General features: G+C 72.2%; 23 protein-coding genes and 3 tRNA genes. 17 read left to right on the top strand and 9 right to left on the bottom strand.

Annotated features, from left to right (window positions below; genetic code table 11):
• Positions 1-380: GntR family transcriptional regulator (locus tag EBO15_RS06115; protein WP_147481405.1), on the bottom strand; the 380-nt coding region annotated here is incomplete at its 3' end.
• A gap of 202 nt (positions 381-582) precedes the next feature.
• Here EBO15_RS06115 and EBO15_RS06120 point away from each other — a divergent pair.
• The 3 genes from EBO15_RS06120 (at position 583) to EBO15_RS06130 (ending at position 1,984) form a co-directional block, all read left to right on the top strand.
• The gene (locus EBO15_RS06120) at positions 583-1,194 is read left to right on the top strand and encodes a pyridoxamine 5'-phosphate oxidase family protein (protein ID WP_233616023.1); all 612 of its coding nucleotides are present in this window, start codon (positions 583-585) and stop codon (positions 1,192-1,194) included.
• Between the two features lie 34 nt (positions 1,195-1,228).
• Positions 1,229-1,828, top strand: coding sequence for an oligoribonuclease (orn, locus tag EBO15_RS06125; RefSeq protein ID WP_122193328.1), 600 nt, complete (start codon positions 1,229-1,231; stop codon positions 1,826-1,828).
• A gap of 80 nt (positions 1,829-1,908) precedes the next feature.
• A tRNA-His gene (locus EBO15_RS06130) sits at positions 1,909-1,984 on the top strand.
• A gap of 362 nt (positions 1,985-2,346) precedes the next feature.
• Here the strand turns inward: EBO15_RS06130 and EBO15_RS06135 are convergent.
• Positions 2,347-3,588 (bottom strand): serine hydrolase domain-containing protein, encoded by a 1,242-nt coding sequence (locus tag EBO15_RS06135; protein ID WP_199744355.1) that lies wholly within the window; start codon positions 3,586-3,588, stop codon positions 2,347-2,349.
• A 255-nt stretch (positions 3,589-3,843) separates the two neighbouring features.
• Here EBO15_RS06135 and EBO15_RS06140 point away from each other — a divergent pair, with 255 nt between their 5' ends.
• A complete protein-coding gene (locus EBO15_RS06140; protein WP_233616011.1) occupies positions 3,844-5,100 on the top strand; it encodes a cytochrome P450 family protein in 1,257 nt (418 codons plus the stop codon).
• A 34-nt stretch (positions 5,101-5,134) separates the two neighbouring features.
• Here EBO15_RS06140 and EBO15_RS06145 read toward each other — a convergent pair whose 3' ends face one another.
• Positions 5,135-5,554 (bottom strand): DUF3592 domain-containing protein, encoded by a 420-nt coding sequence (locus tag EBO15_RS06145; RefSeq protein WP_122193329.1) that lies wholly within the window; start codon positions 5,552-5,554, stop codon positions 5,135-5,137.
• A gap of 285 nt (positions 5,555-5,839) precedes the next feature.
• On the opposite strand from EBO15_RS06145, the gene EBO15_RS06150 reads away from it, so the two are divergent.
• The 3 genes from EBO15_RS06150 (at position 5,840) to EBO15_RS06160 (ending at position 7,178) form a co-directional block, all read left to right on the top strand.
• Positions 5,840-6,442 carry a response regulator transcription factor gene (locus EBO15_RS06150; protein WP_233616012.1) on the top strand — a complete coding sequence of 201 codons (603 nt, stop codon included), beginning with the start codon at positions 5,840-5,842 and terminating at the stop codon, positions 6,440-6,442.
• A 157-nt stretch (positions 6,443-6,599) separates the two neighbouring features.
• Positions 6,600-6,672: transfer RNA gene (locus EBO15_RS06155), tRNA-Lys, on the top strand.
• A 155-nt stretch (positions 6,673-6,827) separates the two neighbouring features.
• Positions 6,828-7,178, top strand: a complete 351-nt coding sequence (locus EBO15_RS06160; RefSeq protein WP_122193330.1) for an STAS domain-containing protein — start codon at positions 6,828-6,830, stop codon at positions 7,176-7,178.
• 6 nt (positions 7,179-7,184) lie between these two features.
• Here the strand turns inward: EBO15_RS06160 and EBO15_RS06165 are convergent, their stop codons facing one another.
• A complete protein-coding gene (locus tag EBO15_RS06165) occupies positions 7,185-7,721 on the bottom strand; it encodes a GNAT family N-acetyltransferase (protein ID WP_122193331.1) in 537 nt (178 codons plus the stop codon).
• Between the two features lie 80 nt (positions 7,722-7,801).
• The gene (locus EBO15_RS06170) at positions 7,802-10,585 is read right to left on the bottom strand and encodes an FHA domain-containing protein (protein ID WP_325051873.1); all 2,784 of its coding nucleotides are present in this window, start codon (positions 10,583-10,585) and stop codon (positions 7,802-7,804) included.
• 275 nt (positions 10,586-10,860) lie between these two features.
• Here EBO15_RS06170 and EBO15_RS06175 point away from each other — a divergent pair, with 275 nt between their 5' ends.
• The 7 genes from EBO15_RS06175 to EBO15_RS06210 all read left to right on the top strand — a co-directional run bounded on the left by EBO15_RS06175 (position 10,861) and on the right by EBO15_RS06210 (position 15,870).
• The gene (locus EBO15_RS06175; RefSeq protein WP_158628140.1) at positions 10,861-11,553 is read left to right on the top strand and encodes an LmeA family phospholipid-binding protein; all 693 of its coding nucleotides are present in this window, start codon (positions 10,861-10,863) and stop codon (positions 11,551-11,553) included.
• 74 nt (positions 11,554-11,627) lie between these two features.
• Positions 11,628-11,700 (top strand) — tRNA-Lys (locus EBO15_RS06180).
• A 229-nt stretch (positions 11,701-11,929) separates the two neighbouring features.
• On the top strand, positions 11,930-13,114 hold the full coding sequence (locus tag EBO15_RS06185; protein ID WP_158628141.1) for a CapA family protein: 1,185 nt from the start codon (positions 11,930-11,932) through the stop codon (positions 13,112-13,114).
• Between the two features lie 371 nt (positions 13,115-13,485).
• The gene (locus tag EBO15_RS06195) at positions 13,486-13,707 is read left to right on the top strand and encodes a hypothetical protein (RefSeq protein WP_122193334.1); all 222 of its coding nucleotides are present in this window, start codon (positions 13,486-13,488) and stop codon (positions 13,705-13,707) included.
• Entirely contained in the window at positions 13,707-14,174 is a 468-nt protein-coding gene (locus tag EBO15_RS06200; protein WP_122193335.1) for a Clp protease N-terminal domain-containing protein, read from the top strand. The genes EBO15_RS06195 and EBO15_RS06200 overlap by 1 nt, the downstream gene beginning before the upstream one ends.
• A 41-nt stretch (positions 14,175-14,215) precedes the next feature.
• Positions 14,216-15,037 (top strand): ABC transporter ATP-binding protein, encoded by an 822-nt coding sequence (locus tag EBO15_RS06205; protein WP_122193449.1) that lies wholly within the window; start codon positions 14,216-14,218, stop codon positions 15,035-15,037.
• Positions 15,037-15,870, top strand: coding sequence for an ABC transporter permease (locus tag EBO15_RS06210; protein WP_122193336.1), 834 nt, complete (start codon positions 15,037-15,039; stop codon positions 15,868-15,870). Before EBO15_RS06205 ends, EBO15_RS06210 begins: the two co-directional genes overlap by 1 nt.
• A 99-nt stretch (positions 15,871-15,969) precedes the next feature.
• Here the strand turns inward: EBO15_RS06210 and EBO15_RS06215 are convergent, their stop codons facing one another.
• Positions 15,970-17,172 (bottom strand): S53 family peptidase, encoded by a 1,203-nt coding sequence (locus EBO15_RS06215; RefSeq protein ID WP_199744357.1) that lies wholly within the window; start codon positions 17,170-17,172, stop codon positions 15,970-15,972.
• 229 nt (positions 17,173-17,401) lie between these two features.
• On the opposite strand from EBO15_RS06215, the gene EBO15_RS06220 reads away from it, so the two are divergent.
• Positions 17,402-17,989, top strand: a complete 588-nt coding sequence (locus EBO15_RS06220; RefSeq protein ID WP_147481389.1) for a hypothetical protein — start codon at positions 17,402-17,404, stop codon at positions 17,987-17,989.
• A 94-nt stretch (positions 17,990-18,083) separates the two neighbouring features.
• On the opposite strand, the gene EBO15_RS06225 is transcribed toward EBO15_RS06220, so the two are convergent.
• Entirely contained in the window at positions 18,084-19,271 is a 1,188-nt protein-coding gene (locus EBO15_RS06225; protein ID WP_122193338.1) for a serine hydrolase domain-containing protein, read from the bottom strand.
• A gap of 324 nt (positions 19,272-19,595) precedes the next feature.
• Here EBO15_RS06225 and EBO15_RS06230 point away from each other — a divergent pair, with 324 nt between their 5' ends.
• Together EBO15_RS06230 and EBO15_RS06235 are read left to right on the top strand one after the other, a co-directional pair.
• The gene (locus tag EBO15_RS06230; protein ID WP_147481390.1) at positions 19,596-21,095 is read left to right on the top strand and encodes a S53 family peptidase; all 1,500 of its coding nucleotides are present in this window, start codon (positions 19,596-19,598) and stop codon (positions 21,093-21,095) included.
• Between the two features lie 196 nt (positions 21,096-21,291).
• Positions 21,292-21,933, top strand: coding sequence for a restriction endonuclease (locus tag EBO15_RS06235; protein ID WP_122193340.1), 642 nt, complete (start codon positions 21,292-21,294; stop codon positions 21,931-21,933).
• A 3-nt stretch (positions 21,934-21,936) separates the two neighbouring features.
• On the opposite strand, the gene EBO15_RS06240 is transcribed toward EBO15_RS06235, so the two are convergent.
• Both EBO15_RS06240 and EBO15_RS06245 read right to left on the bottom strand, forming a co-directional pair.
• Positions 21,937-22,584, bottom strand: coding sequence for a response regulator (locus EBO15_RS06240; protein ID WP_122193341.1), 648 nt, complete (start codon positions 22,582-22,584; stop codon positions 21,937-21,939).
• On the bottom strand, positions 22,581-23,720 hold the full coding sequence (locus EBO15_RS06245; RefSeq protein WP_199744358.1) for a sensor histidine kinase: 1,140 nt from the start codon (positions 23,718-23,720) through the stop codon (positions 22,581-22,583). The genes EBO15_RS06240 and EBO15_RS06245 overlap by 4 nt, the downstream gene beginning before the upstream one ends.
• Between the last annotated feature and the right edge of the window lie 147 nt (positions 23,721-23,867).

Below are 23,867 nucleotides of genomic sequence, written 5' to 3' on the forward strand. Positions count from 1 at the left end.
CGCCACGCGCGCCGCCACGCCGGGTCGTTCAGGCCGCCGGTCCAGGACGCGCCGGGCCGCAGGTCGATCACGCCGTCGGGCGCGACGGGCTCGTGCGGCTCCGGGCCCTCCCAGACCGGGCGCGGCACCGGGACGATCTCGGTCACGTAGGTGCCGGACCCGTGCCGTCCCTCCAGCCAGCCCTCCGCGTACAGCTGCCCGTACGCCTCGGTGACGACCGTCCGGCTGACGCCGAGCGCCGCCGCGAGCGCCCGCCCGGACGGCAGCCGCTCCCCCGCGACGAGCAGCCCGTCCCGCAGCGCGGCCCGCAACCGGCCCGCGAGCTGCGCGCCGAGCGGCTCCGGCGACTCCCGGTCCACGGTGAGCGGCAGGTCGAACATCGCCAAAGTGGTCTCCCGGAATCCCTGTGAAGTGGCCCTTCTGCGCGGTCCACTCGGCTCCTAGCGTAGGTCCATGAGCACCGGGCACCCTTCGCCGCCGTCCACCACCGAGCCACTGACCAGCACCGAGCCACCGACCAGCACCGCGCAGCCGGACGCCGCCGAGGCGCTGTCCGGCACCGACCGCACCCGTCTGCGCCGCATGCGCGAGCGCGGCCGGACCGACCGCGCCGAGCTCCACGCCATCCTGGACGAGGCGTCGATCTGCCACCTCGGCGTCGTGATCGACGGCGCGCCGCGCGTCCTGCCCACCGCCTACGGACGCGTCGGCGACACCCTCTACCTGCACGGATCCAGTGGAGCGTCCAGCCTCCTGGAGGCGCCCTCGGGGGAGATCTGCGTCACGGTCACCCTCGTGGACGGCCTGGTCCTCAGCCGCTCGGCCAACCACCACTCGATGAACTTCCGCTGCGCGATGATCTACGGCGTCCCGTCCCCGGTCCTCGACGAGGAGGAGAGACTGCTCGGCCTCCGCGCGGTCGTGGAGAACGTCGCCCCCGGCCAGTGGGACGCCACCCGCGCCCCGACCCGCAAGGAGCTCGCGGCCACCTCCGTCCTCGCCCTCTCCCTGGACGAGGCGTCGGTCAAGGTCCGCGAGGGACAGCCCGGCGACGAGCCGGAGGACTACGCGCTGGACATCTGGGCGGGCGTGATCCCGGTCCGGACGACCTACGGCGAGCCCGTCCCCGACCCCGCCCTGAAGCCCGGCATTCCGGTCCCCGGGCACATCCTGGCCACGTTCCAATCCGGATGACCCACCGCCCGCCGGGTGGCCGTATGGTGAACCCATGAATGAGCGGCTCGTATGGGTGGACTGTGAGATGACCGGCCTCGACCTGCGCCACGACGCGCTGATCGAGATAGCCGCCCTGGTCACCGACAGCGAGCTCAACATCCTCGACGAGGGCGTGGACGTGGTGATCAAGCCGCCGCAGGAGTCCCTCGCCCAGATGAGCAAGGTCGTCCGCGACATGCACACCTCGTCGGGCCTGCTGGACGTCCTGGCCGGCGGCGTCACCCTCGCCGAGGCCGAGCAGACCGTCCTGGACTACGTCCGCAAGCACGTCCGGGAGCCGAAGAAGGCCCCGCTCTGCGGCAACTCCATCGCGACCGACCGCTCGTTCCTGGCCCGCGACATGCCCGCGCTGGACGGCCACCTCCACTACCGGATGGTCGACGTCTCCTCGATCAAGGAGCTCTCCCGCCGCTGGTACCCGCGCGCCTACTTCGCCAGCCCGGAGAAGAAGGGCGGCCACCGCGCCCTCGCCGACATCACCGAGTCGATCGTCGAGCTCCGCTACTACCGCGCCGCCGTCTTCGTCCCGCAGCCCGGCCCGGACTCCGAGCACGCCCGCGCCCTGGCCGCGGAGATCCTCTCCCAGGCGTGACCTCCCCGTCTGGAAAATGAGGTGCGCGACCACCCCCCGCGAACCGCTACACTGATTCTCGCCGGGCAAGCCCGGCCCTGGTGGGTGTAGCTCAGCTGGCAGAGCACTTGGTTGTGGTCCAAGATGTCGGGGGTTCAAGTCCCCTCACTCACCCCAGGCAAGAGGCCGGTTCCGCACAGCGGAACCGGCCTCTTCTCTTTCCCGCACGCCTCCCGGACACCACCGGCCCGGCCACCCCTGCAGAAGATCACTGACGTGAAGGGGCTCAATACCAGCTGACGGAGAAGTACGGCACCCCGAGGACCTCGCCCCCTGGTACGAGCCGGGGAGTCCCTACCAGGTCAAGGAGATCTGGGGCCTGACCGAGGCCGAGGGACAGCGCGCGTTCTTCGCCGTGGACCCGACGCTCCTCAACGGCTGACGGCCGCGCCGGCCGTCGCCGCGCGGCGGCTCGGCGCCCGATCCTGAAGGGGCCGAATCCGATCATCGGATCCGGCCCCTTCGGCTTGTGCGGGTTCCTAGTGCCCGAGGAGGTCCGGGGCGAAGACGGCCGCGGCGAGGCGCATGACGTACGGGGACTCCGAGCCGTCCTTGTTGCCCGTGGGGTTGAGCTCGTAGACGCTGACGCGGCGCAGGTCCCTGGTGGCGAACACACCGCTCGTGTAGCCCGGGCGGGCACCGGTCTTGCCCCAGACCGTCACGCCGTTCGGCAGGGTCACTCGCATCAGGCCCGCACTGAAGCAGGCGTGCCCGGTGTCGGAGCCCATGTTGCAGTGGGAGTCGTCGGCGTACTTCACGTTCGGGACGGCGAACATGGCGCCGAGCATCGAGCGCGGTACGACGCGTCCTTGGAAGATGGCGCGGATGAGGCTGGTCAGGTCGTCGGCGCTGGAGATCACGCCGCCCTCGGCCCACGGATAGGGGCTCTGCTCCGACACGTCGTGCAGGACGGCCTTGCCGTTCTCGGTCACGGCGACGTAGCCGTGGGGGTGCGGGCCCGGAAGGCGCGGGTCGCGGCGGTCCAGGACGAAGGTGGAGCGCAGGTTCAGCGGCTTGAGGACGCGCTGCTGCACTTCGTGCGCGTACGAGCGCCCGGTCACCTTCTCGATGAGGAGCCCGGCGACGTAGTAGTTGAGGCCGTTGTAGCGCTGGCTGGTGCCGGGCGCGAAGTCCTTGGGGGTGGTCATGGCGTCGGCGACGATCTGCTTCGGCGTCCAGCTGTCGAAGCGGTGGTCGACGAACCAGCGGTTCGGGTCCCCCTGCGAATCCCCGAGGTGGCCGCTCGTGGGCAGGCCGCTGGTGTGGTCGAGCAGCTGCCGGACGGTGACCCTCGGATACTCGGCGGGCAGCAGGTGCGGCATGTAGTGCTGGACGCTCTGGTCGAGATCGATCCTGTGCTCGGCGGCGAGTTGCAGGACGACCACGGCGGTGAACACCTTCGAGATGCTCCCGGCGCGGAAGCGGCCGTCCAGTGGGACGGGCGCGCCGGTCCGGACGTCCCCGACGCCGGACGTCCCGCTGAACCGCCCGGCCGGTCCGCTGATCTTGACCAGGGCGCCCGTGACCGTCGCGTTGGGCAGGCCGGCGATGGCCGCCTTCACCAGTGCCGGGTCCAGCGGCGGCAACTGCTGCCGCTTCGCCTCGACCGGCGTCCTGGCCGACGTCTGCGCGGCCGATGCGGTCGCGGTCCCCACCGCCACGGACGCGGCCAGCACGGCCGCGGTGAACACCAGTGGACGTCTCGTCCCCGTTTTCCTCATGTGATCGATTAGACCGCCGGGCACCCCTCCGGCCCGATGGCGCAGGCTGCCGTCTTCGGGGTGGCCCTAGCTCCACCCCGCCGACGGGGAAGGCGACGGGAGGGTGTCCGCGCCGGGGTACCAGTGAGGCTCCCGGGGGCAGGGTGGCGGCCGGGAACGCCGGTTACACCTGGAACGACGCATCGTCCAGCAGCGCCCGGACGGCCGCCGAGGGGCCGTCCGGAGCGCGGGACCGACGGAGAGGACGCCGAGCCCGTGACCGAGCCCGTGACCGTGGACCTGATGGACGCCGACCTGCTCAGCGACCCCTTCCTGGGGTACTCCCGGCTGCGCGAGCGGTCGCCGATGGTGCAGGTCGCCTTCGGCGGCGCGGGGTCGCCGCTGTGGCTCGTCACGCGCTACGAGGACGTCCGGGCGGTGCTCGGCGACCGAGCGTTCGTGAACAGCCCGGCGAACGTCCCGGGGCTCGGGCTCAAGGACGTCCGGGAGACGACCGTCCGGAGCATGGGCGTCGCCGACGAGTACGCGCCCTACCTGCTCAGCACCGTCCTCGACGCGGACGGCGAGGACCACCTGCGGCTGCGGCGGCTGGTCGCGCGGACCTTCACGCCCCGGCGCGTCCAGGAGATGCTGCCCCGCGTCCAGGAGATCACCGGCGACCTGCTCGACCGGCTGCCCGTCCGGGACGGCGTGGTCGACCTCGTCGAGCACTTCGCCTACCCGCTGCCGATCACGGTGATCTGCGAGCTGGTCGGCATCCCCGAGGAGGACCGGGGGCTGTGGCGGGAGTGGGGCGCCGCGCTGCTCCGCCAGGACGAACCGGAGGGCATCGGCGCGGCCGTCGCGGGCATCGTCGACTACGTGACCGAGCTGGTCGGACGGCGCCGCGCCGAACCCGCCGACGACCTGCTCACCGCCCTGATCCGCGTCCACGACGAGGACGGTTCGGCGCTCAGCGGGTTCGAGCTGGTCACGCTGGTCCTGGCGCTCGTCCTGGCCGGGCACCAGACGACCGCGCACCTGATCGGGAACGGGCTCGTCGCGCTTCTCGACCATCCCGACCAGCTCAAACGGCTGCGCGCCGACCCGTCCGGGCTGATGCCGGGGGCCGTCCACGAGCTGATGCGCTGGTGCGGGCCCGTCCAGTCCACCCGGTTCCGGTTCGCGGCCGAGGACGTCGTGATCGGCGGCCGGATCCTGCGGAAGGGCTCGCCGGTCATGGCCAGCCTCGTCTCCGCCAACTTCGACCCGCGCCGCTTCGACGAGCCGCACCGGTTCGACATCACCCGCCAGCCCGACGGACGCCGCGAGGCCCACCTCGGGTTCGGGCACGGCCTGCACTACTGCCTGGGCGCCGCCCTCGCCCGCCAGGAGGCCGAGGTCGCCTTCACCGCCCTCCTCGAACGGCACCCCCATCTCTCCCTCGCCGTCCCGGGAGACGACCTCGACCGGGCGCGCATGCCCGGGGTGTGGCAGCTGCGCTCCCTGCCCGTCCGCCTCACCCAGGAGTAGCCGAGCGGCGGCGACCGCCGCCCCATCCGGGGGTTCAGGAGTAGACGTTGGCCGTGATCAGGCTGGCGACGGCGCACACGGCCAGGCCGAGCAGCAGGAACACGACGCCCATGACGGTGCCCACGCCGAGCAGGTTCTCCGGGCGGGCGCGGTCCGGGCGGTCCGGGTCGTAGACGACGACCACCCGGTCGCCGGCGCGCGAGCGGGCCGGGTTCGTCCCCACGTCGGACGTGGTCATGACGAACGAGCCGTCCAGGGTGTGGAAGTGCAGGACGGGGTAGTGGTTGCCGCCGCCCTCCGAGTTCCTCTCGAAGTTGAGCGCGTGCACGAGCCCGGGGACGCGGTGGCCCTTCCTCCGCAGGTACCGGGTCGTGCGGAGGCTGTACACGCCCGCCCCGGCGAAAAGCAGGCCGAGGAGGGCGAACGCGGGCGGGAGAAGCTGGTGTGTGCTCATTTCGTGCGTTCTGTCGTGATCATCGCCGCTCAGTCTCCCCCACCCGCCCGCGTCCGGCCAAGGGGCGGAAGTGGGCCTTACGCGTTCGGTTGAAGGTTGTTGCGAGTCGGTTCGGACGCCGTCCGCGCCGGGGCCGGAGGCGCGAGACGGCGGCCGACCTGCGCGAACGCCTCCGATCGGTGGGCCGGACGGGCGCCGGAGGCCCGGATCGGGAGATCACCGCCCCGCGGACCCCGTGGTATCCGAATGATCGTCGGGTTATGCTCCTGCCCTGCACTGCCCACCGTGAACGCGACCACCGGAGACGGGATGAGCGTGGACGAGACGGCCCCCCTTCGCGTACTGGTGGTGGGCGGTGACGCCTCCGCCAGAGCGGACGTCGCCCGCCTGCTGTCGGCCAGCGACGAACTGAACGTGGTCGCCGAGGCCGAACAGGCCGCGGCGGCCGTCGAACTGGCCGGACGGCTGCGGCCCGACATCGTCCTGCTGGACGCGTCCGCCGCGCGTGCCGGACGCACCGCCGAGCTGGCCCGCGCCGCGCGCGTGTTCGTCCTCGCCGGTCCGGACGACCCCGTCGCCGTCGACTCGGCCGTGCGCGGCGGCGCCTGCGGGCACCTGGTCCCGGGCGCGTTCACCGCCCGCGACGTGCTCCGCGGCGTCCGCGACGCGAGCCGGATCAGCATGGGCCTGTCCGCCCGCGAGTCCGAGGTGATGGACCTGATCGCCACCGGACGGTCCAACGGCGAGATCGCCCGGCAGCTGTTCCTCAGCGAGAAGACCGTCAAGAACCACGTGAACCGGATCTACGCCAAGCTCGGCGTCAGCTCCCGCGCCACCGCCATCGCCCTGTGGCGCGGCCTGGTCAGCGCCCTCCCCGGCCACGACTGACCGTCCGTCCACGGCCTTCCGGCGGGCTTGATCAAGTGGATTCCGGGGGCGGGACGGGCCCGCGGGCCGGGCGGGATAACCGATTCGCGCAGGGCGCGGGGCCCTGCTAATCTTTTTCTCGTCGCCAGGGAGGCCGCAGAGCCGACCAGAACGACACGCGCCGTTAGCTCAATTGGCAGAGCAGCGGACTCTTAATCCGCGGGTTCGGGGTTCAAGTCCCTGACGGCGCACCCGCTATGAAAGCCCCGGACGGTCCTGTCGTCCGGGGCTTTCGTGTTTTCTTCACCGACCGCCGGTCCCCGCGAGGACGTTCCTGGTTCACTGGAGGGCACCTCCCGCCCCGGCGGGAGACGGCCGCCGCCGTCGCGGTGAACAGGGGCGAGGCATGGACGACTACCAGGCGATCGTGGTCCGCAATCCGGATCACCGCGTCGTCGCCCTCTACGGCGACCTCGACGCGGCGAGCATGCCGGCCCTGGAGGCCGAGCTCTTCTGCCAGCTGACCGAGAGCGACCTGCCGCTCGTGGTGAGCCTCGACGGGGTCGCCTTCTGCGACACCGGATGCCTGCGCTCGCTGATGCAGGCCGTCCGGCACGCCGACGCCGTGGGCTGCCGGCTGGCGTTCTGCTGCCACCTCGAGGACCTCCTGCGCGTCCTGCGGGACGGGCGGATGACCCGCCAGATGGGCCTCTGGCCGACGATCGAGGAAGCCGTCGAGGCCGTCCTCCGCCCCTGAACCGGCTCACCCGCTGGGACAGGGCAGGTCCTTGGCCATGCAGATGGAGAAGGTGAGCTTCCGGTAGGCGGGCAGGAGCGGGATGTGGCTGTAGCCCTCCCGCTCGTACATGCGGACCGCGTCGGGTTGTCTGGGGCCCGTCTGCAGGACGATCCGGGCCACGCCGCGTGCACGAGCGGCGTCCTCTGCGGCGTCCAGCAGCACCCGCGCTACGCCCGTCCCCCGGAACACGGGCGCGACGTACATGCGCTTCAGTTCGAGGGAGACGCGGGTCGTCTCGGTGGGCATGCCGGTCAGCTCGGGCTCGTCGTCCCCATGGCAGAGGGCCACGTGGCCCGCCGCCACTCCCGCCACGCGCGCGACACCGACCCAGGCGACACGCTCGGGGTGGACGGTCATCGCCTCGACCAGGTCCCCGACGTCGGCCCCGGGTGGGAGCGGGATGTCGCCGTAGCGCTCGTCCAGCTCGGACTGCAGGGCGGCGCGCAGCGCGCTCGCGTCCGGATCGTTCCACGGAACGTCGCCGACCTCGATATCCGTCACGCCGCGAGGCTATGCCAGCAAAATCACCTCAAACCATGGACCTTCCGGACCTAATCGACACACCCCGCGGTGGAGGTGGTTCAAAGGCGGCCGCGGCGGCGCTTGGGGCGGAGCCGTTCGAGCTGCCACCAGGCGAGGACGGTGAAGACGACGCCGAGCCCGGCGAGGACGCCCATGTCCAGGGCCCAGGTGTTCAGGTCGGGCAGCCAGACGCGGTCGGGCTTCAGCGACGACGGGACGATGTGGCCGAGGTCGACGGTGGCGGCGGCGGCGGCGAGGCCCCAGCGGGACGGGGCGAGCCAGGCGACCTGTTCGAGGCCCGGTTTGCCCGCGAGGCGGACGAGGGCGCCGCACAGCACGAGCTGGGACATGGACAGGACGATCAGCAGCGGAAGGGTCTTCTCGGAACTGTTCACCGACGCCGACACCAGCAGGCCGAGGGTCATCGAGACCAGGCCGAGCAGGCCGGTGGCCAGGACCAGTTCGAGGAACGGGGAGGTGAAGACGCCGGACGGGGGCAGCTTCACGCCCGCCAGGCCGATGCCGACCAGGACGACGGCCTGCAGTGTCGTGATCAGCCCGAGGACGAGGAGTTTGGAGGTGAGGTAGACGCCCGCGGAGAGGCCGGCGGCGCGTTCCCTGCGATAGATCGTGCGTTCCTTCACCAGCTCGCGGACGGCGTTGCCGGTGCCGACGAAGCACGACGCGAAGATCAGCACCATCAGCTTGGACGCGGCGTCCGCGTTGCTCCCGGGCGGGCCGGTGAGCCCCCTCGGGGCGGGGATCGCGGCGATCAGCCCGCCCATGATCAGCGGCATCAGTCCGAGCAGCACCAGATAGGAACGGTCGGAGGTGATGACCGAGAAGTAGCGGCGGCACAGCGTGGAGAGCTGGGCGAACTTGCTCTGCCGGGGCGGCGGTGGGGCGGGCGTCCGGGCGTCGGTGGGCCCGACCGCGCCGCCCATCCCGTATCCCACGTACCGGGACCAGCGTGGGGACGTGCGGAACTCGCCGGCCCAGTCGCGGTCCGGCTCGCGGTCGAACGCCTGGAACACCTCGGCCCACGCGTTGGCGCCGAAGTGCCGGAGCCCCTCCTCGGGCGGGCCGTAGTAGGCCATGCGCCCGCCGGGGACGAGCACCAGCAGCCGGTCGCACGCGACGAGGTTCTCCGTGCTGTGGGTGACGACGATGACCGTCCGGCCGTCGTGCGCCAGGTCCCCCAGCAGTTCCATGACCGTCTTGTCCAGGCCCGGGTCGAGACCCGACGTCGGCTCGTCCAGGAAGAGGAGCGACGGCTTCGTCAGCAGTTCGAGCGCCACCGACACGCGTTTGCGCTGGCCGCCCGACAGCTTGTCGATGCGCGTGCCGGCGTGCGGGGTGAGGCCGAGTTCGGCCAGCACCTCGTCCACCCGCCGCTCCCGCTCGTCCCGCCGGGTGTCGCCGGGGAACCGCAGCTCCGCCGCGAACAGCAGCGCCTGCCGCGTCGCGAGCCGGGTGTGCAGGATGTCCTCCTGCGGCACGAGCCCGATCCGGTGCCGGAGCTCGTCGTAGTCGGCGTACAGGTCACGGCCGTCGTAGCGGACCGTCCCCTCGGTGGCGGGCCGCATCCCGGTCACCGCCCCCAGCAGCGTGGACTTGCCCGCCCCGGACGGCCCGATCACCGCGACCAGCGACCGTTCCGGGATCGGGAACCCGACCCCGTCCAGGAGCACCTTGCCCTCGGGCGTCCGCACGGTGAGGTCCTGCACGAGGACGGACACGTCCCCCGTGTCCACGAACTCCCGCAGCTCGCTGCCCACCAGCCGGAACGTCGCATGCCCGATCCCGAGCAGGTCCTCCTCGGCCAGCACCGCCCGATCGATCCGGACGCCGTTGACGTACGTCCCGTTGTGACTCCCGAGATCCACGATCTCGGCGCGTCCGGGGCCCGTCACCTCCAGTTCGGCGTGGTACCGCGACACCACCAGGTCCGGCACCACGACATCGTTGTCCGGCGACCGCCCGATCCGCAGCGCCCGAACGCTCCCCCGGCCCCCGCGCGTCCGCCCGAACCCCCCACCCCGCCGAACCACCCGCCCGGAATCCCACGCAGGGCCTGCACCCTGCGCACGGCCGGGGCCTTGGGCCGGGCCGGAGCCCTGGCCACGACCTCCACCTTGTGCAGGAGGTACGCCCTGCGGGGGAACAACGCCACCCGCAGGACCTGCACCCCGCACGGGGGGTGCGCCCTGTGCGCGAGCGGGGCCGGGCCCAGGGTTGTGTGGAGGAGCGGGCCTCTGCGCGGGGGCGGAGCCCCACGCAGGGGCTGCCCCTGGTGCCGGGCCGGGGCGCGGGGCTGCGGATCCGCCTTGCTGGGCGTCCGGGTCCCGGCTGGTTGTCGAACTCCCTGCGGGAGCGGCGCTGTGGGCGGGGGTGGGGAGCTGGAAGATCTGGCTGGGGTTTCGGTCGACGCTGGGACGGGCGTCCGGGGGCCGGAAGGCGGAGCAGGCCAAAGGGGTGCCGTCGGTGGGGTGGCCCAGGTGGAAGATGCGCTCGCCGTCGATGGGGACCTGGTGGACGCGGTGGCCGTCGAGGTAGGTGCCGTTGCGGCTGCCGGTGTCCTCGAGGGTCCAGCCGGCGGGGGTGGTGGAGAGGACCGCGTGGTGCCAGGAGACCCGGCCGTCGGTGAGCACGATGTCGGACTCCGGGTCGCGGCCGACCCGGTACGTTCCGCCTGGACGCAGCCGGTGGAGCCGCTCCCGGGTCCGGACGACCAGGAGCGGCGGTGCCATGGACCCGGCCTCGGGACCCGCCGTCATGCCCGGAGTGTAAGACGTCGCACCCGGCATTGACAGGACGGGTTCGGCGGCCTTGCATGAGTCCATGCCGACCGGTGCAGGCCGCCTCCCGATGAGGTGTTCGCGCAGGTCAGGGCGTCCCTTCCGGCACTGTGGCGTGCTCGTGTCCCGGCCGTTTCCCCCGTCACAGGTGTTTCCGCGGAGGGTGGGCCCTGCTCGCTGTTCGTGCTCCCGCCGGCCCCGTTCGTGTGACCTCTGGGCAGGTCACAGCGTTGCGACCGTGGTGAGGACGGCGTGGAGACCTTGATGGAGTGGTGCGGCGGTCCGTCCGGATGTGGACGGGGCGCGAGGGGGTGGGAGGCGTGAGCGCCTCGGTCACGCGGGTGGACCGGCTGCCCCGGCCCCGCAGGAGGCGGTGGCCGATCGTCGTCGGGGTCGTGGTCGTCGTGCTGGTGCTGCTGGCGGTGATCGCCGACCGGGTCGCGCTGTACGTCACCGAGGACGCGATGGCCGGGGAGATCAAGAAGCAGGGGTTCCCCACCAAGCCGGACGTGACCGTCGAGGGGTTCCCGTTCCTGACGCAGGTGGCGGGACGGCATTTCGGGGACGTGCGGCTGAGGGCGAAGAACATCCCGGCGGGGCCGCTGAACGTGACGCGGCTGGACGTGCGGGCGACGGACGTGCGGCTGAGGTCCGACTATCAGAGCGGAACGCTCGGCAACGTCACGGGGAGCGCGTTCGTCGGGTTCGGTGATCTCGCGAAGGCGGGCGGGAGCGGCCTGGAGTTCCAGGCGGACGGCCCGGACAAGATCAAGGCCAAGGTCGGCGCGTTCGGGCTGGACGCGACGGCGATCGCGTCGGTGACGAAGGAGGGGAACAGCATTCACGTGAAGGCGCTCTCCGCCGAGGGGTTCGACCTGAGCGGGCTGGGCGATGATCTCGACTTCACGGTGCCGGTCGGCGGACTGCCGTTGGGGATGCGGTTCGACAGCCTGTCGGTGACCGGATCAGGGGTGATGATGCGGGTCAGCGGCTCGCAGGTGCGGTTCGGCTAAGCGGACGGAGCGTCCTGAGCACGGATGGGGTGCTGCTAGAGTTGTCCCTGTCGCCGACAAGGTCCGACGACAAAGCGCCGTTAGCTCAATTGGCAGAGCAGCGGACTCTTAATCCGCGGGTTCGGGGTTCAAGTCCCTGACGGCGCACCCGTTTCGATATCGAAGGTCGGCGTTCTCCGGGGCGCCGACTTCGCCATTTCCGAGACCAGTTCGCCCCGTTGCGTGTTGGTTGTCGCGTTTGTCGTGCCGTTCCGGGTGTGCGGGTTCCGTCGCGGGCGGAAAGAGCTGATCATAACGGGCCACCTTCCGGTAAATCGCCGTTTCGGGTCGCCTGACGAGTCGAAGACCTTCCGATATGGGAGCTTCGGTTCGCCCCTTGGGCGAGAATGCCGTCCTGGGGGTGCTGCTGGTCGGTGCGCTCGGTCTTGCGGCGGGGTGCGGGAGCGTGGAGGCTCGCTCCGCCGCCCCGGTCAGGCCTCCGAGTGTGCGCGGGACCGACCGGTTCACCGTTGTGGGGACCGGGGACTTCCTGCTGCATTCCGTGCTCATCGAGCAGGCGGCGGCCGACTCCCGGAAGGGCGGCGGATACGACTTCATGCCGATGCTCGCTCAGCTCAAGCCGGTGATCGGCCAGGCGGATCTGGCGGTCTGCCATATCGAGACGCCGCTGGGCTCGCGGTCCGGGCCGTTCAGCGGGTACCCGGTGTTCGACTCGCCGCCGCAGATCGTGAAGGCGATCCGGCGGCTGGGGTACGACACCTGCTCCACGGCGTCCAACCATGCCATCGACCAGGGGGAACGCGGGGTGCGGCGGACGCTGGACGCGCTGGACCGGGCGGGCATCGGGCACGCGGGGACGGCGCGGAGCCGGCGCGAGGCGGAACGGATCGACCTCCGGGACGTCAAAGGGGTCAAGGTCGCACATTTCGCGTACACGTACGGGACCAACGGCATTCCCAAGCCGTCCGGCGCCCCTTGGCTCGTCAATGACACGCTCAAGCCCGCCCGGATTCTCGCCGACGCGGCCCGAGCGAAAAGCGCCGGCGCCGAGGTCGTGGTGGTCAGCCTGCATTGGGGCGAGGAGTATCGGCATGGGCCGACCGGTGAGCAGCGGAGGCTGGCGCGGAGGCTTCTGCATTCCGACGATATCGATCTGATTCTCGGCGACCATGTCCATGTGGTCCAGCCATTCGAGCGAATCAATGGCAAGTGGGTCGCGTATGGGATGGGGAATCAGGTCGCCAATCCGTCCGCGAACATCGGGGCCACGCATGAAGGGCTGGTCGCCAGGTTCACTTTCAGCCGGGACGTCCGGGGACGGTGGAGGGCCCGGCCTTCGTTCGTGCCGACGTTCGTCCGGCCGGGACCCCCGATCAGACTGCGGACGCTGACCGCCAATTCGTCGGCTCAAGGTGTCGTGGACGACACGAAACGGGTGGTTCGCAGCCTCGGATATGACGTTCCGATCGCGCCGGACGATGTCATACGACCGCCGTCCGCAGGTCCCCAGGCCCTGCGGAACGGCGAGCCCTCGCAGGTGACGTCGCTCTCAAAGCGCTGACGGCCAGGACGAGACGGAGGACGTCGAGCGTCGCCGCGCCGTCCAGGCTCCCGGTGGGTTCGTCGGCGAGCAGGACGAGCGGCTCGTTGGCGAGGGCGCGGGCGATGGCGGCGCGGGCGATGGCGGCGCGGCGCCGCGTTCGTTCATGCGTCCTCGGATTCGTTCAGGCGTCTCCGGGATCGCTCACGCGTCGTCGGGGTCGTCCCCGGCCCGCGACCAGACGCGTTCGCAGGCGACCAGTCCCGCCTTCTCCAGCCGGGCCGGCCCAGGGATGGCGGTCATCCCCTTCGAGCGTCAAGGCGAGCCCGTGTGGCCGCCCGCATAAGCAACCTCGGTTGACACGTCGAGGATAAGCAACCTAAGTTGCTTACATGGAGGACGCGGAGCGGGATCCCGGCGAGGAGCTGGCGGCCGTGGTGGCCATGCGGCGGCTCGCCGACCGGATGGAGGACGCCGCGGTCGAGCGGGCCATGCGGGCCGGGTGGAGCTGGTCGGACGTGGCGCAGGCGCTCGGCGTCACGCGGCAGGCCGTGCACAAGAAGCACGTGAGGCGCCTGATCGACGCCGGGGTGCAGTTGCGGAGGAGGAAGTGATGGGCCGGACCTATGTGGACTCGGTGCTCGTGCGGGCCGCCGAGGAGGCACGGCGCCGGGGGGCACGGCTGACGGAGGCGGAGCACCTGCTGCTCGCGCTCGCGAGTGAGGCGGAAGGGGACGCACCCGGCCTGCTCTCCCCCGCGGGCCTCGACCGGCTGGCCGTCCAGGACGCGTTGCAGCGGGAGTTCGAGCACAGCCTCGGCGCGGCCGGGGTGTCGGTCGCCGACGAGGAGGTGCTGCGGCCGCGCGAGTCGCCGCGGATGCCGTCCGACATCGGCGAGTCGGGAAGGCGGGTGCTCGAAGTGGCGATGGCGGGGGCGCGGAAGAAGGACCTCGGACCCGCGCACATCGTGCTGGGGATTCTGGACCTCAAGGTCGGGACGGTCCCGCGGGTGCTCGCGCTCGCCGGGGTGGACGTCGAGGCGCTGAGGGCGAGGGCGCGAGCGGTGGTGGACGGAACGTGAACGACGGTGGAGAGATCGTCCTCGACGTCGACGACCTGCGGATGCGGTACGGGACGCACGACGTGCTGCGCGGCGTGACCTTCCAGGCGCGCCGGGGCGAGGTCCTGGCGCTGCTCGGCCCGAACGGCGCGGGCAAGACCACGACGATCGAGATCCTCGAGGGGTTCCGGACACGGTCGGCCGGGCGCGTCGACGTGCTCGGCGACGACCCGGCGCACGGCGGCGAGGCGTGGCGGGCGCGGCTCGGGATCGTCCTGCAATCGTGGCGCGACCACGGGAAGTGGCGGGTCCGGGAGCTGCTGGCGCACCTCGGCTCGTACTACCCGGACCCGTGGGACGCGTCGGAGCTGATCGCGACGGTCGGGCTCACCGAGCACGCGGACCGGCAGGTGCGGAGGCTGTCCGGCGGGCAGCGGCGGCGCCTGGACGTCGCCATCGGCATGGTCGGGCGCCCCGAGCTGCTGTTCCTGGACGAGCCGACCACCGGGTTCGACCCGGAGGCGCGGCGCGAGTTCCACGACATCGTCCTCGGGCTGTCCCGGACGGGCGGCACGACCGTCCTGCTGACCACGCACGACCTGGCCGAGGCGGAGAAGCTGGCCGACCGCATCGTGGTCCTCGACGGCGGGCGCATCGTCGCCGACGGCACGGCGGCCGAGCTCGCCGACCGGATCGCGGGCGAGGACGAGGTGGCGTGGACGCTGGACGGACGGAGGCACGTCGCGTCGACACGGGACGCGACCCGGTTCGTCCGGGCGCTGTTCGCCGAGCACGGGGACGCGGTGGCGGGGCTGGCGGTCCGTCCGTCCTCGCTGGAGGACACCTACCTGGCGCTCGTGCGCCAGGCCGAGGGGAGGGCGTGATGCGGACGTTCCGGATCGGGGTGGCCCGGGGGCTGATCGAGCTGCGCCAGGCGTTCAGCGGATCCGAGCTGGTCAACCAACTGCTGTGGCCGGTGCTGACGCTGGTCGCGATCTTCTTCTACCGGAACCGGGAGTTCCGGCACACCGGGATCAGGCTGGGCGGGCTCGTGCTGCCGGGCGTCCTCGGGATGTTCGTCGCGCTCGGGATGGTCCTGGTGATCCAGTACCTGACCGTCGAGCGCGAGGACGGCACGCTGCTGCGGGCGCGCGCGACGCCGCACGGCATCCGCGCGTACCTCGTCGGGAAGCTGGTCATGACGTCCGGGTGCGTGCTCGCGTACCTGGCGATCCTGCTGGTCCCGGGCGCGTTCCTGGTGGACGGCCTGCGGCTCGGCTCGGTGTCGTCCTGGTTCACGCTGGCCTGGGTGGTGGCGCTCGGGCTGGTCGCGACGCAGTCCGTCGGGGCGGCGCTCGGCGCCCTGGTGTCGAGTCCGCGCGCCGCCGGGCTGCTCACGCTGCCGGTGATGGCGGTGATCTCGATCTCCGGGGTCTTCTACCCGATCACCGCGCTGCCCGGCTGGCTCCAGGGGATCGCGCAGGTCTTCCCGGTGTACTGGCTCGGCCTCGGGATGCGCTCAGCGCTCCTCCCGGACGGCATGGCCTCGGTCGAGCTGCACCATTCGTGGCGGCATCTGGAGACGTTCGGGGTGCTCGGCGCGTGGGCCGTGGCCGGGCTGCTGATCGCGCCGGTCGTCCTGCGCCGGATGGCGCGGCGCGAGTCGGGCGCGCGCGTCGCCGCGTACCGGGAGAAGGCCCTCCAGCGGATCGGCTGACGGCCACCGCCGGTCGTGGGGGCGGAGACAGGGCGACGGCGGCCGGGCCCCGGGGGTTGGAGGTCCGGCCGCCGTGCGGCTCAGGCTCTGATCAGGGGATCAGAAGGCGCCGGTGCCGTTCGGGGTGCCGAGCCCGGTCGGGCCGTCCCACCCGACGCGGGCGGTGCACAGCTGCGACGGCGAGCAGGACCCGTTGCTGCCGCTCGTCACGTCGAACAGCGACGAGGTGTGCGAGTACGGGTAGTTGTTGTCGACGGAGGCCGCGTTGCCCGCCAGGCCGTAGACGGCCGCGATGATCGGGGCCGACACGCTGGTGCCGCCGAAGACCATCCAGCCGGACTGGCCCTGGTAGGCGGTGCTGTCGTAGACGGCGACGCCGGTCGACGGGTCGGCGACCGCGGAGACGTCGGCGACGGCGCGGCGGGAGCAGCCGGTGCCCACGCTCGCCTGGCCGGTCAGCTGCGTGTTGTAGGACGAGCAGCCGCTGCCCGCGCCGTTCCACGCGGACTCCGTCCAGCCGCGCGCGTTGCCGCTGGTGCTGAGCGAGGTGCCGCCGACCGCCGTCACGTAGTGGGACGAGGCCGGGTACTCGACGCCGTAGCCGGCGTCACCGGAGCTCACGGTGATCGCGATGCCCGGGTGGTTGTAGTACTTGCCGTAGGACGAGTCCGACGCGTCCGAGCCGCCGTAGCTGTTGCTCACGACGTTCGCGAGCTTGGCCCCGGTGTTCTCGGCGGTGCCGAGGTTGGCGAACGACGCGGACGAGGCCTCGACCAGCACGATCTTGCAGTTCGGGCAGACCGCGGAGACCATGTCCAGGTCGAGCGAGATCTCCTGCGCCCAGCCGCCGTCGGTGGCGGGCAGGTTGTTGCCGCCGTTCTGGTCGACCTTCTTGAAGCAGCCGCTGCTGCTGGTGCAGAGGGGCAGGCCGTACTGCGCCCGGTAGACGTTCATGTCCGCCTCGGCCGTCGGGTCGTTGTAGGCGTCGACGATCGCGACGGTCTGACCCGAGCCGGCCGTGGAGGACGGGAGCTTGTACGCGCTCTGCAGGTTGGCGGGGCTGAGACCGCTGGGGGCCGCGAGCTTGGCCTTCAGGGTCTGCTCGGAGACGGCCACGTCGTTCCGGACGATCGCGTGGCAGTGCGCCTGGCCGGCGCGGGCGGTGGCGCACGCGTGGTGCGTCCCGGCGGGGGCGGCCGGGACGGCCGGACTCGCGGAGGCCGTTCCGAACGGGGTGCTGAGCACGGACGCCGCGGCCAGGATCATCCCGGTCATCGCGTACCGCAGTGGGGGTCGCCGCATGGGGCTCTCCTCCTGTAGCGGGGGGACAAGGTCGGCGCGCATGGGAGACGCGCCGCCCGGAGAATCACACGGGAAGACCCGGTACGAATAGCCCAAAACCCGGCATTTCTCTACTTCTGTCACTCGTCGCCAGCCGGGCACACGGACGGCTGTGACGAGCCGCCAAAGTTGCTCGCTTGAGCAAGCGCTAGGGATTCCCCCCTTGCTTCGGAGCGTGCACCATGTGAGCGTGCTCAGCTCAGACGACCTGCGCCGGCTGCCCCCCGCCGAGCGCGCCGAACTGCTGCGGGAACTGATCCGGCTGGCCGACGACGACCCCCTCGCCGCCCCGCACCTGCGGCTGCGGCGGCGGCTCGGCCTCGCCATGCTCACCGCGTGCTGCGTCTGGCTCGTCCCCTGGACGGTGATGCTGGGCTTCACGCTCCCCGACCACTCCACGGGCGGGCAGTGGCGCGTCGCCTGGACCGGCTTCGACGTCGGCCTGACCCTCGCGCTCGCCGCGACGGCGTTCGCCGCGTGGCGCAGGCTCCAGGTCGTCGTCCTCGGCCAGATCGTGTGCGGCACCCTCCTGGTCTGCGACGCGTGGTTCGACATGACGCTGTCGTGGGGATCGGGCGACTTCACGCTGAGCGTCGTGACCGCGCTGCTCGGCGAACTGCCGCTCGCCGGGCTGCTCTTCTACGCCGCCCGGCACGTGGTGCTGACGACCGTCCACAGCATGTGGACACGCGAGGGCCGCGAGGGTCCCGCGCCTCGCCTGCGCGACCTCGGCATCATCACCGCCGAGCACCGACGCCGCCGCCGTCCGCCCTCCTGACCGTCCGCCCTCCTGGCCTCCTGACCTCCACGATCAGCCGTCCGCCCGGCCGTCGGGGTCAGCCGGGCCGGGTCGTTCCGCCTGGTCGTCGGGGTCAGCCGCGTTGGGCGGCCACGGCCTTGGCGACGGCGTGGAGGGCGGCGAGGGTGTCGCCGTCGTTGAACGAGTAGAACGTCGACCGGACGATCACGACCTTGCGGGCCGGGTCCACGTAGATGAGCTGGCCGCCGAGGCCGCTCGCGTAGTAGCCGTCGGTCCCGTCGATCCACCAGTGGAGGCCGTAGGACGGGCTGACCCCGGACGGCGTGTGCACCCGCTCGACCCAGGACGCCGGGACGACACGGCGTCCGGCGACGCGTCCGCCGTCCAGCATCATCTTCCCGAAGCGGGCGAAGTCGCGGTCGGTGGCGTAGATGCAGCAGTAGCCGAGGGCGTGCCCGTGGGAGTCCGTGCCGACGTAGTCGGTGTCGGCCATGCCGGTCGGCTCCCAGATGCGCTTCTGCAGGAACCGCGTGAACGGCATCCCGTACGCGTTCGCGACGACCTGGGCGAGCAGCGCGCTGTTGAGGCTCGTGTAGTTGAACTTGCCGCCCTGCGGCGAGGCGGTGTGGCGTCCGGCGGCCCACTGGACGGGCGTGCTGAGGCCGAGGCTGAACGCGGGGTGCATGGTGATGTCGTCGGTCGTCTCGTCCCAGGCGATGCCGGACGACATGCGCAGCAGGTTGTAGAGGGTGACCTTGCCGTAGTCGGCGTTCGCCAGCTCGGGGATGTACCGGGCGACCGTGTCGTCGAGGGAGTGGATCCTGCCCTCGGCGAGGGCGATGCCGACCGCGTCGCCGGTGAACGACTTGGCCATCGACCAGGACTGGAAGCGGCTGTCCTTGCCGAACCCGGGCGCGTACCACTCGGTGACGATCTTGTTCCCGTCGAGGACGAGGAAGCCCTGCGTGCCGGATCCGGCCAGGTAGTCGTTCAGCGTCTTCGTCGCGCCGCCGGAGGTGTAGGTGACGTGCAGGTCGCGCTGCGCGTCCACCAGCCCGGCCGGCCTGGACGACGGCTTGAGCGGATCGAAGCCCGGCAGCACCGACATGATGTCCGGCACCGCGGGCGGGCCAGGCCGGGCGGCGCGCGCGGCCTTCGCCGTGGCCGCGTTCGCGGCGGCGTTCGTGGCCGCGTTCGTGGCGGCGTTCGTGGCGGCGTGCGCGGTGGTGGACGGCGCGGTCAGCGCGACGGCGGTGAGGAGTGCGGCGGTGGCGAGTGACGGCGTCCTGCGGCGGCGCATGGCGGCTCCCGGATGTGTCCCGCTGAGTGATCACCCGGACCGTAGACCGCGGATCCGCCCCGCGACAAGGACATCGCGGCGGCGCGTCCCGCTTCAATAGACAGAAATGTTCTTCTGACATCGGAACCGGCCTGGTCGGGCCGGACGAGCCCTGACCGGAATCGGCCGAAGTGTCCCCTCTTGACGGCGTGATCTTGGAGGTCTTAGATGCATCTGCGGTGCACGCTGGTCCTCCGCACTGGGCGGTGCGCGGACCGGAGCGGCCCCGGGGACACCGTCCGCGCGACGACCGCCGCGCGGAGTCCCTTCGTGCCGGGAGTCCCCTTGTCCCTGCTCCACACCGCTCACGGGCACCGCGCGCCCGTCTGGCTCGCGGCCGTCGCGCTCGCCGGGGCCACCCTGGCCGCCCTTCCGGTGGCCGCCTCGTCCGGCGACGGCGACGCCCTTCCGGCGCCGCGTCCGCACGCGACGGACTTCTCCTACCTGGGCGCGTCCGTGACGCCGCCCACCCAGGGCGACTGCGCGTCGGTCGGCCGCCGCTGCTTCACGCCGCAGGCCCTCCAGAACGCCTACAACGTCGGCCCGCTGCACGCCAAGGGCCAGGACGGACGCGGCCGGACGATCGCCATCGTCGACTCGTTCGGCTACGACCAGGCCGAGGCCGACCTCAAGATCTACAGCCAGCAGTTCGGCCTGCCGCTGATGTGCGGCATGCCGGACGTCGCCTGCAAGCCGGGCATGCCGACCTTCACCCGGCTCAAGCAGGGCAACCGGCCCGTGAACGAGCCGCCGCCCGGCAGCAACGGCACCGGCCAGGAGGACAGCAACGGCTGGGCGCTGGAGGTCGCGCTCGACCTGGACATGGCGCACGCCATGGCCCCCGGCGCGAACATCGTGCTGGTCTCCTCCTCGACCGCCGAGACCCTCGGCACCCAGGGCTTCCCGCAGCTGATGAACCTGGAGCAGAAGGTCGTCGACGACGGCATGGCCGACGTCATCTCGCAGAGCTTCGGCTCCGGCGAGGAGGCGTTCCACTCGACCGCGGTGCTGCAGAACCTGCGGCACGCGTTCCAGTCGGCCGCGTCCAAGGGCGTCACGGTCCTCGCCAGCTCCGGTGACGGCGGCAGCGAGAACGACTTCAAGGCCCCGGTGAAGAACCCGGCCGCGATCCCGCAGGCGTCCGTCGGCTGGCCCGCGTCCGACCCGCTGGTCACCAGCGTCGGCGGCACCTTCCTGTGCCTGGACGGCGCGACCGGCACGCACGTCGACAACAGCAGCGCCCCGGCCGCGTGCTCGACCTTCCCGGGTCAGCGCGAGGTCGCCTGGACGTTCGCCGGCGGCGGTTTCAGCCACGTCTTCAGCAAGCCCGCGTACCAGAACACGCTGCCCGCCGGGTCGACCCCGATCGGATCCATGCGCGGCGTGCCGGACATCGCGTCGCAGGCCAGCTCGGCGACCGGCGTCCTCGTCCGGGACACCGCGCCCGGCGCGACCGGCGTCAAGTGCCCGAGCGGCGACCCGTGCAGCTCCGGCTGGTACGTCGTCGGCGGCACCTCGGCGTCCACCCCGCAGTGGGCGGGCCTGGTCGCCATCACCGCGCAGATCGCCGGCCACCCGCTGGGCCAGATCAACCAGTCGCTCTACGACCTGGCCAACGGCCCCGACTACGGCGCGTACTTCTACGACGTGACGACGGGCAACAACTCCAACCCGGACTTCCCGACCATCCCGGGCTTCGCGGCCACCAAGGGCTGGGACCCGGTCACCGGCCTCGGCACCCCGAACGCCGCGGCCCTGCTCCCGGCGCTCGCCGCCCACTCCTGACCCCGCCCCCTCCCCGGTCCCGGCGCGGAACCTCCCAGCTCCGCGCCGGGACCACCCCGGGACCACCCGGGCACCCCTCGGCCCCCTGACCGGTTGCGGTCAGGGGGCCGGGATCTTTGTGGCGTACGGGGCACGGAGTTCGTCAGGGATCCGTGTCAGGGTGACGGCAGTGCCTCGACTCCCCCGGAGGTCGCCGATGGACGCGCCGCTCCCCGCCGACACCCCGTCCGCCCGCCGTCCGCCGGGACGCGTCGGGTCCGCCGTCGCCGGGCTGGCCGGCGGGCTCCTCGCGATGGTCCTGCTGTGGTTCTACTGGGAGCAGATCCTCTCCGTCCTGTTCGTCGGCGGGCTCGTCGCCGGTGGGGTCGGGCTGTACGTCCGGCATCGGCGGGAGATCGCGCGGGCGCATGAGGCGGAGCTGCGGGCGCGTGAGGCCGAGCTGCGCGAGCTCGCCCATCTCGAGCAGGTGGACGTCATGAGCGGAGACGCGTTCGAGGACCTCACCGCGCGCCTCCTCGAACGCGACGGGTTCCTGGACGTCGCGGTCGTCGGACGGTCGCGGGACCGGGGCATCGACGTGCTCGCCACCGCCCCGGACGGGCGGGAGCTGGCCGTCCAGTGCAAGCGGCAGGCGAAGCCGGTGGGCGCGGACCGCGTCCGGAACCTGATCGGCGCGGTGCACTCCAGCTACGCGGGCCGCGTCGGCGTGCTGGTCACCAACAACACGTTCACGGCGCAGGCGCGGGAGGAGGCGGGGAAGGCGGAACCGGGCCGCCTGTTCCTCGTCGGACGCGACGACCTGGCCCGCTGGATGGACGGCGGGCCGTTCCCGCTCTGACCCTCACTCGGCGAGGCGGATGAGGCGCCGGTCGGCGGCGGCCCGGACGGCGGCCGTGCGGGAGTCGACGCCCAGCTTGGCGAAGACGTGCACGAGGTGCGTCTTCACCGTCGCCTCGCTGATGAACAGGGCGCGCGCGATCTGCCGGTTGGACAGGCCCCGCGCGAGGTGCTCGAGGATCTCGACCTCGCGCGGGCTGAGCGCCGGGGCCGGGTCCCGGACGCGGTTGACCAGGCGGGTCGCGACGGCCGGGGACAGCGCGGTCTCGCCGCGGGCGGCCGTCCGGACGCCCTGGAACAGCTCGTCCGGCGGGCCCGCCTTGAGCAGGTAGCCGGACGCGCCGACGTCCAGCGCCCGGGAGATGTCGGCGTCGGAGTCGTAGGTGGTCAGGACGAGCACGCGCGGCGGGTCCGGGAGGGCGAGGACGCGGCGGGTGGCCTCGACGCCGTCGATGCCCTCGCCGAGCCGCAGGTCCATCAGGACGAGGTCGGGGCGGAGCAGGCCCGCCTGCCGGACGGCCTCCTCGCCCGTCCCGGCCTCGCCGGCGACCTCCAGGTCGTCCTCCCCGGCGAGCAGGGCGCGCAGGCCCGCGCGGACCACCGGGTGGTCGTCGGCGATCAGGAGGCGGATCGGGGCGTCGGCCGTGCTCATGGGCGGCTCCTCGGAAGGCGGGCGGCGACGACGGTGCCCTCGCCCGGTTCGCTCTCGACGACCAGGGTTCCGCCGACCCCCGCGACACGGTCGCGCATGCCGGGCAGGCCGTAGCCCCGGCCCGCCCCACCGGGGCGGGGCGCGGCGGGGTCGAAGCCGCAGCCGTCGTCGGCGACGTCCAGCGCGACCTCGTCGTCCAGGTAGGACAGGGTGATCACGATGTGCGCGGCGGCGGCGTGCTCGCGGGCGTTGGCGAGCGCACCCTGCGCCACGCGGTGCAGGGCGGCCTGCTCCTCGGGCGTCAGCGGGTACTCCTCCCCCTCGACGCGCAGGGCCGCGCCCTCCCGGTCGGCGAGCGAGCGCAGCGCGTGCGGCAGCGACCCGGCGGCCAGGTCGGACGGCGCCAGCGCGCGGACGAACCGGCGCGCCTCGTCCAGGTTCGCGGCCGCCTCGTCCGCGGCCCGCCGGACCAGGGCGCGGGCCTCCGCCGGGTCGGTGCCGAACGACCGGTCGGCGGCCTGGAGCAGCATGCCCATGCTGGTCAGGCCCTGCGCGAGGGTGTCGTGGATCTCCCGGGACAGCCTTTGCCGCTCGCCGAGGATCCCGGCGGTGCGCTGGGTCGCGGCCAGCGCGTCCGCCAGCCGGTCGAACTCCAGGAAGATCACCAGGATCATCCCGGACACCGCGACCGGCGCGAGCACCAGGCTGAGGTCGAACGTCGCGGTCAGCCTGAGCTGCGCGAACACCACGGCGGCGGTCACGACGACCGCGCCGAGGACGGCCGCCGGGCGGGTGAGCAGCCGCAGCGCGGCGAAGTACAGGGGCGGCGCGCACCAGGCGAAGCTCGGCGCGATCAGCACCAGCGACAGCCAGACGATCATGACGACGACCAGCCAGGCGAGCAGGCCCCGGTGGCCGAGCCGGTCCCACAGGACCGTCCCGGCGACGTAGAGGAGCGCGAGCAGGCCGCAGAGCGCGAACTTGGGCCAGGCGGACTCCTCCAGCCCGTGCCGGACGGCGAACCGGGACGCGGACGAGGCCAGCAGCAGGAAGAACGCCACGTGCATGGCCAGGTCGATCCGCGTCCGCGCGATGCGCGCGGCGGCGGCCGTCGTTCCGGCATTCGCGCTGGTCACAGGCCTCTCCTTCCCTGATCACCGACGGTACTCGGAGCGGCGGCGGGGGTGGGCCTCCGGGGCATCCATCGTTCGGTTGATGCCGGTCCCCACCGTCCTTGCGATGGCGGGAGGAAACCCGGCGGCCAGGCTGGAGACATCGCACAA

This window comes from Actinomadura harenae (genome assembly GCF_003696215.1).
GTDB lineage: Bacteria > Actinomycetota > Actinomycetes > Streptosporangiales > Streptosporangiaceae > Spirillospora > Spirillospora harenae.

What these genes read in the sequence shown, in the direction of transcription:
- EBO15_RS06120 (WP_233616023.1), top strand. Translation starts at nt 583, where the DNA reads ATGCGCGAGCGCGGCCGGACCGACCGCGCCGAGCTCCACGCCATCCTG.
- orn (WP_122193328.1), top strand. Translation starts at nt 1,229, where the DNA reads ATGAATGAGCGGCTCGTATGGGTGGACTGTGAGATGACCGGCCTCGAC.
- EBO15_RS06135 (WP_199744355.1), bottom strand. Translation starts at nt 3,588, where the DNA reads ATGAGGAAAACGGGGACGAGACGTCCACTGGTGTTCACCGCGGCCGTG.
- EBO15_RS06145 (WP_122193329.1), bottom strand. Translation starts at nt 5,554, where the DNA reads ATGAGCACACACCAGCTTCTCCCGCCCGCGTTCGCCCTCCTCGGCCTG.
- EBO15_RS06160 (WP_122193330.1), top strand. Translation starts at nt 6,828, where the DNA reads ATGGACGACTACCAGGCGATCGTGGTCCGCAATCCGGATCACCGCGTC.
- EBO15_RS06170 (WP_325051873.1), bottom strand. Translation starts at nt 10,585, where the DNA reads ATGGACTCATGCAAGGCCGCCGAACCCGTCCTGTCAATGCCGGGTGCG.
- EBO15_RS06195 (WP_122193334.1), top strand. Translation starts at nt 13,486, where the DNA reads ATGGAGGACGCGGAGCGGGATCCCGGCGAGGAGCTGGCGGCCGTGGTG.
- EBO15_RS06200 (WP_122193335.1), top strand. Translation starts at nt 13,707, where the DNA reads ATGGGCCGGACCTATGTGGACTCGGTGCTCGTGCGGGCCGCCGAGGAG.
- EBO15_RS06205 (WP_122193449.1), top strand. Translation starts at nt 14,216, where the DNA reads ATGCGGTACGGGACGCACGACGTGCTGCGCGGCGTGACCTTCCAGGCG.
- EBO15_RS06210 (WP_122193336.1), top strand. Translation starts at nt 15,037, where the DNA reads ATGCGGACGTTCCGGATCGGGGTGGCCCGGGGGCTGATCGAGCTGCGC.
- EBO15_RS06215 (WP_199744357.1), bottom strand. Translation starts at nt 17,172, where the DNA reads ATGCGGCGACCCCCACTGCGGTACGCGATGACCGGGATGATCCTGGCC.
- EBO15_RS06225 (WP_122193338.1), bottom strand. Translation starts at nt 19,271, where the DNA reads ATGCGCCGCCGCAGGACGCCGTCACTCGCCACCGCCGCACTCCTCACC.
- EBO15_RS06235 (WP_122193340.1), top strand. Translation starts at nt 21,292, where the DNA reads ATGGACGCGCCGCTCCCCGCCGACACCCCGTCCGCCCGCCGTCCGCCG.
- EBO15_RS06240 (WP_122193341.1), bottom strand. Translation starts at nt 22,584, where the DNA reads ATGAGCACGGCCGACGCCCCGATCCGCCTCCTGATCGCCGACGACCAC.